2 tRNA genes and 2 rRNA genes are annotated in these 5,218 nt (G+C 49.7%); all 4 read right to left on the reverse strand.

Annotated features, from left to right (window positions below):
• Positions 1 to 23: 23 nt before the first annotated feature.
• The 4 genes from FTV08_RS15730 to FTV08_RS15745 all read right to left on the reverse strand — a co-directional run bounded on the left by FTV08_RS15730 (position 24) and on the right by FTV08_RS15745 (position 5,111).
• Positions 24 to 2,918, reverse strand: a 23S ribosomal RNA gene (locus FTV08_RS15730).
• Between the two features lie 371 nt (positions 2,919 to 3,289).
• A tRNA-Ala gene (locus FTV08_RS15735) sits at positions 3,290 to 3,365 on the reverse strand.
• Between the two features lie 71 nt (positions 3,366 to 3,436).
• Positions 3,437 to 3,513, reverse strand: a tRNA-Ile gene (locus FTV08_RS15740).
• A gap of 60 nt (positions 3,514 to 3,573) precedes the next feature.
• Positions 3,574 to 5,111: ribosomal RNA gene (locus FTV08_RS15745) — 16S ribosomal RNA — on the reverse strand.
• The 16S and 23S rRNA genes sit together here with 2 tRNA genes alongside, the layout of an rRNA operon.
• Between the last annotated feature and the right edge of the window lie 107 nt (positions 5,112 to 5,218).

The following is a 5,218-nucleotide window of genomic DNA, read 5'->3' on the forward strand; positions in this document are numbered from 1 at the left end:
TACAACAACTGTTTGGGTGTTGTATAGTCAAGCCTCACGAGCAATTAGTATTGGTCAGCTTCACATATCACTATGCTTCCACATCCAACCTATCAACGTCGTAGTCTTCAACGGCTCTTTAGGAGACATAAAGTCTCGGGGAAATCTTATCTTGAGGTAGGCTTCCCGCTTAGATGCTTTCAGCGGTTATCCCTTCCGAACATAGCTACCCGGCGATGCCACTGGCGTGACAACCGGTACACCAGAGGTTCGTCCACTCTGGTCCTCTCGTACTAGGAGCAGATCCTCTCAAATTTCCAACGCCCACGGTAGATAGGGACCGAACTGTCTCACGACGTTCTAAACCCAGCTCGCGTACCTCTTTAAATGGCGAACAGCCATACCCTTGGGACCTGCTTCAGCCCCAGGATGAGATGAGCCGACATCGAGGTGCCAAACACCGCCGTCGATATGAACTCTTGGGCGGTATCAGCCTGTTATCCCCAGAGTACCTTTTATCCGTTGAGCGATGGCCCTTCCATACAGAACCACCGGATCACTAAGACCTACTTTCGTACCTGCTCGACTTGTGGGTCTCGCAGTTAAGCGCGCTTTTGCCTTTATACTCTACGCGTGATTTCCGACCACGCTGAGCGCACCTTCGTACTCCTCCGTTACTCTTTAGGAGGAGACCGCCCCAGTCAAACTACCCACCAGACATGGTCCTCGTCCCGGATAACGGGACAGAGTTAGAACCTCAATATTACCAGGGTGGTATTTCAAGGACGGCTCCATCGCAACTAGCGTCGCGACTTCAAAGCCTCCCACCTATCCTACACAAGTAAGATCAAAGTTCAATGTCAAGCTGCAGTAAAGGTTCACGGGGTCTTTCCGTCTAGCCGCGGGTACACCGCATCTTCACGGCGAATTCGATTTCACTGAGTCTCTGCTGGAGACAGCGCCCCCATCATTATGCCATTCGTGCAGGTCGGAACTTACCCGACAAGGAATTTCGCTACCTTAGGACCGTTATAGTTACGGCCGCCGTTTACTGGGGCTTCGATCAAGAGCTTCGCTTACGCTAACCCCATCAATTAACCTTCCAGCACCGGGCAGGCATCACACCCTATACGTCCACTTTCGTGTTTGCAGAGTGCTATGTTTTTAATAAACAGTTGCAGGGGCCTGGTTTCTGAGGCTGTCGGCCGCTCAAGGAGCAAGTCCTATCACAGACAACAGCGTACCTTCTCCCGAAGTTACGGTACCATTTTGCCTAGTTCCTTCAGCAGAGTTCTCTCAAGCGCTTTGGTCTACTCGACCTGACCACCTGTGTCGGTTTCGGGTACGATTCCTGTGTAACTGAAGCTTAGAGACTTTTCCTGGAAGCATGGTATCAGCCACTTCACTGTACAAGTACAGCTTGCTATCAGTTCTCAGCATAGAGTACCCCGGATTTGCCTAAGATACATGCCTACAACCTTCCACCTGGACAACCAACGCCAGGCTGACTTAACCTTCTCCGTCCTCTCATCGCATTACACAGAAGTATTGGAATATTAACCAATTTCCCATCGACTACGCCTCTCGGCCTCGCCTTAGGGGTCGACTCACCCAGCCCCGATTAACGTTGGACTGGAACCCTTGGTCTTTCAGCGTGCGAGTTTTTCACTCGCATTGTCGTTACTCACGTCAGCATTCGCACTTCTGATACCTCCAGCAGACTTCTCAATCCACCTTCATCGGCTTACAGAACGCTCCCCTACCACGCATAATAAATTATGCATCCGCAGCTTCGGCATATAGTTTTAGCCCCGTTACATCTTCCGCGCAGGCCGACTCGACTAGTGAGCTATTACGCTTTCTTTAAAGGGTGGCTGCTTCTAAGCCAACCTCCTAGCTGTCTATGCCTTCCCACATCGTTTCCCACTTAACTATAATTTTGGGGCCTTAGCTGGCGGTCTGGATTGTTTTCCTCTTGACTACGGACGTTAGCACCCGCAGTCTGTCTCCCGGATAGTACTCATTGGTATTCGGAGTTTGCATCGGTTTGGTAAGTCGGGATGACCCCCTAGCCGAAACAGTGCTCTACCCCCAATGGTATTCGTCCGAGGCGCTACCTAAATAGCTTTCGGGGAGAACCAGCTATCACCAAGTTTGATTAGCCTTTCACCCCTATCCACAAGTCATCCCCTGGCTTTTCAACGACAGTGGGTTCGGTCCTCCAGTTAGTGTTACCCAACCTTCAACCTGCTCATGGATAGATCACCTGGTTTCGGGTCTATACCCAGCAACTAAACGCCCTATTAAGACTCGGTTTCCCTACGGCTCCCCTATTCGGTTAACCTCGCTACTGAATATAAGTCGCTGACCCATTATACAAAAGGTACGCAGTCACCGGACTAAGCCGGCTCCCACTGCTTGTATGCATGCGGTTTCAGGATCTATTTCACTCCCCTCACAGGGGTTCTTTTCGCCTTTCCCTCACGGTACTGGTTCACTATCGGTCAGTCAGGAGTATTTAGCCTTGGAGGATGGTCCCCCCATATTCAGACAAGGTTTCACGTGCCTCGCCCTACTCGACATCATCATATAAGCCCTTTCGTGTACAGGACTATCACCGTCTACGGTCGCACTTCCCAGAGCGTTCCACTAGAACTTATATGACTTAATGGGCTCTTCCCCTTTCGCTCGCCGCTACTGAGGGAATCTCAATTGATTTCTTTTCCTAAGGGTACTGAGATGTTTCACTTCCCCTCGTTCGCCTTGCAACACTATGTATTCATGTTGCAATACCTACCTTATGGTAAGTGGGTTTCCCCATTCAGACATCTCCGGATCACAGGATATTTGCCGCCTCCCCGGAGCTTTTCGCAGGCTATCACGTCTTTCTTCGCCTCTGACTGCCAAGGCATCCACCACATGCACTTAATTACTTGACTATACAACCCCAAACAGTCGTTTATCCTTACAAGTGGGATAAGCAACAGATTGTGATGATCTCTCATCACACTCATACAGTTGGCGTTTGTGCATTTAAGCACCGTACAGCTTCAATTAGATTCATATACCAAAACGCTTGATTCAGTTAATTTCGCTAGAACTCATTTCTTGTAGTTGCCTACTTGAAACGAGTTTGAACAAATTATTTCAACTCAAATATATTCTGTTAATGATTTTTCCAGCCTTCGTCAGGTCAGGAAACTGTGATAAATCACAGAGGTTAATAACAATGCCGCGCATTATACGCTGCTTTATCACTAAGCTCTATAAGCTATCTGATCGTTTGCTTATTACGTATCCGAAGGATACGTGGTGGAGACTAGGAGAGTCGAACTCCTGACCTCCTGCGTGCAAAGCAGGCGCTCTACCAACTAAGCTAAGTCCCCAGCTTATCAATAAGTCAATGTATCGTTCTGTTCTGTTTGCTTCAGCACTTTCATGCTTCGTTAGTCAGATTTGGTGGGTCTGACAAGACTTGAACTTGTGACCCCACGCTTATCAAGCGTGTGCTCTAACCAACTGAGCTACAGACCCTCAGATACATCGTATGAAGAACAACTTGTTGTGGATTCTTACCAATCGTCAATCTTTCGTTAAGGAGGTGATCCAGCCGCAGGTTCCCCTACGGCTACCTTGTTACGACTTCACCCCAGTCATCTGCCACACCGTGGTAAGCGTCCCCCCTAAGGTTAGACTACCTACTTCTGGTGCAACAAACTCCCATGGTGTGACGGGCGGTGTGTACAAGGCCCGGGAACGTATTCACCGCGGCATTCTGATCCGCGATTACTAGCGATTCCGACTTCATGGAGTCGAGTTGCAGACTCCAATCCGGACTACGATCGGCTTTTTGAGATTAGCATCCTCTCGCGAGGTAGCAACCCTTTGTACCGACCATTGTAGCACGTGTGTAGCCCTGGTCGTAAGGGCCATGATGACTTGACGTCGTCCCCGCCTTCCTCCAGTTTGTCACTGGCAGTATCCTTAAAGTTCCCGGCTTAACCCGCTGGCAAATAAGGAAAAGGGTTGCGCTCGTTGCGGGACTTAACCCAACATCTCACGACACGAGCTGACGACAGCCATGCAGCACCTGTATGTAAGTTCCCGAAGGCACCAATCCATCTCTGGAAAGTTCTTACTATGTCAAGACCAGGTAAGGTTCTTCGCGTTGCATCGAATTAAACCACATGCTCCACCGCTTGTGCGGGCCCCCGTCAATTCATTTGAGTTTTAGTCTTGCGACCGTACTCCCCAGGCGGTCTACTTATCGCGTTAGCTGCGCCACTAAAGCCTCAAAGGCCCCAACGGCTAGTAGACATCGTTTACGGCATGGACTACCAGGGTATCTAATCCTGTTTGCTCCCCATGCTTTCGCACCTCAGTGTCAGTATTAGGCCAGATGGCTGCCTTCGCCATCGGTATTCCTCCAGATCTCTACGCATTTCACCGCTACACCTGGAATTCTACCATCCTCTCCCATACTCTAGCCAACCAGTATCGAATGCAATTCCCAAGTTAAGCTCGGGGATTTCACATTTGACTTAATTGGCCACCTACGCGCGCTTTACGCCCAGTAAATCCGATTAACGCTTGCACCCTCTGTATTACCGCGGCTGCTGGCACAGAGTTAGCCGGTGCTTATTCTGCGAGTAACGTCCACTATCCAAGAGTATTAATCTCGGTAGCCTCCTCCTCGCTTAAAGTGCTTTACAACCAAAAGGCCTTCTTCACACACGCGGCATGGCTGGATCAGGGTTCCCCCCATTGTCCAATATTCCCCACTGCTGCCTCCCGTAGGAGTCTGGGCCGTGTCTCAGTCCCAGTGTGGCGGATCATCCTCTCAGACCCGCTACAGATCGTCGCCTTGGTAGGCCTTTACCCCACCAACTAGCTAATCCGACTTAGGCTCATCTATTAGCGCAAGGCCCGAAGGTCCCCTGCTTTCTCCCGTAGGACGTATGCGGTATTAGCATCCCTTTCGAGATGTTGTCCCCCACTAATAGGCAGATTCCTAAGCATTACTCACCCGTCCGCCGCTAGGTTAAGTAGCAAGCTACTCTTCCCCGCTCGACTTGCATGTGTTAAGCCTGCCGCCAGCGTTCAATCTGAGCCATGATCAAACTCTTCAGTTTAAAATCAGTAGCACCTTAAAGGGTGCCAATCTTGGCTCATCAATTTTCTGACAAATATTTCTCAAATAAACTTCGAGTAATTTCTACCATCAATCAATGAAAATAAT

This window comes from Acinetobacter sp. YH12226 (assembly GCF_013417805.1).
Lineage (GTDB): Bacteria > Pseudomonadota > Gammaproteobacteria > Pseudomonadales > Moraxellaceae > Acinetobacter.